At 65.3% G+C, this 1,062-nt stretch carries 1 protein-coding gene and 1 pseudogene; both read right to left on the bottom strand.

What is annotated here, in order from left to right; translation table 11 throughout:
• Nucleotides 1-305, bottom strand: a 305-nt coding sequence (locus AAFX91_RS41905; protein ID WP_394570377.1) for an ATP-binding protein, incomplete at its 3' end; no start/stop codon positions are given.
• Between the two features lie 16 nt (nt 306-321).
• Nucleotides 322-1,062 (bottom strand): annotated as a pseudogene (locus AAFX91_RS41910) (IS21 family transposase); the annotation flags it as partial.

Raw genomic sequence — 1,062 nt, forward strand, 5'->3', positions numbered from 1 at the left:
AAATTCTCGTGGCGATCGATCCAGTCGCCGCTGACGAGCTTGGCGAAGACGGCCCGGTCGATCCCCCGCGGCGTGCGCAAATCGACGTCCTCCACGCAGGCATTCTGGCGGAGCGCGGCCAGCTTGAGGCGCGTGGTGAGCCGCCTGGTGTCGCGTTCCGCGGCTTCCCGGTCGACCAGCAGGCCGATGCGATCTTCGAACGGCAAGGCTTCGAGATCAGGTGATCGGCGCTGCTCCTCGAAGGCCTTGGCCATGCCGCTCAAGCCGAGCTCGATCAGGCGTTCGTGGGTGGGATGGTTGAGCATACAGGTCTCCTTGGCTTCAGTGGAAATAATCCCGGCCGCGGATGTTGCCGTGGCGCAGGGGTTGGGGTTCGGAGGGCTCGTCGAGAAAGGTGCGATCCAGGCCGTTCTGGAGGATGGAGCGGATCGAGGCGACGGATCGCGCCTTGATCAGAATGCCGCGCCGGCAGGCCGCGTCGACGCGCTCGGCGCTGTAGCTTTTGGCCAGCGACAGAATGCCGAGGCAGGTGCGAAAGCCTTGCTCGGGATGCGGCCGGGCCGCGATCACGGCCTGGAAGAAGGCGGCGGTCGACGGACCGATCCGCTCACCGGCGGCGATCACTCTGGCGGGCGTCCATTGGCCGTAGCGCCGATGGGCGCTGGGCATGTGGTCGGCGATGGTGGTGTGGCCCCGCCGGTTGGGCGCGCGAGCGTGGCTGGCAATCCTGCGGCCGTTGTGGAAGATCTCGACCGTCCTGTCGTCAATGCGCGCATCGACGAGCTCACGGATGAGCCGATACGGCGTGGAATACCAGTGTCCGTCGATCTCGATATGATAGTCGGGGCCGACCCGACAGCGCTTCCAGTGCGCGAAAGCGTAAGCCTGGTCCGGCAGCTTTGTGAGCTTGGGCTTGTCGAGTTCGGCGAACAGTTCGGCGCGGCTGGCGCCAAAGTCGCGCATCTGTCGGGCATTGAGTTCGACGACGAGGATTTTGATGGCTGCGTTCAGCTCCGCCAACGAAAAGAAGCGTTGGTTGCGCAGCCGCGCCAGAATCCATCG

Origin of the sequence: Bradyrhizobium sp. 31Argb (assembly GCF_043638955.1) — a bacterium.
GTDB lineage: Bacteria > Pseudomonadota > Alphaproteobacteria > Rhizobiales > Xanthobacteraceae > Bradyrhizobium.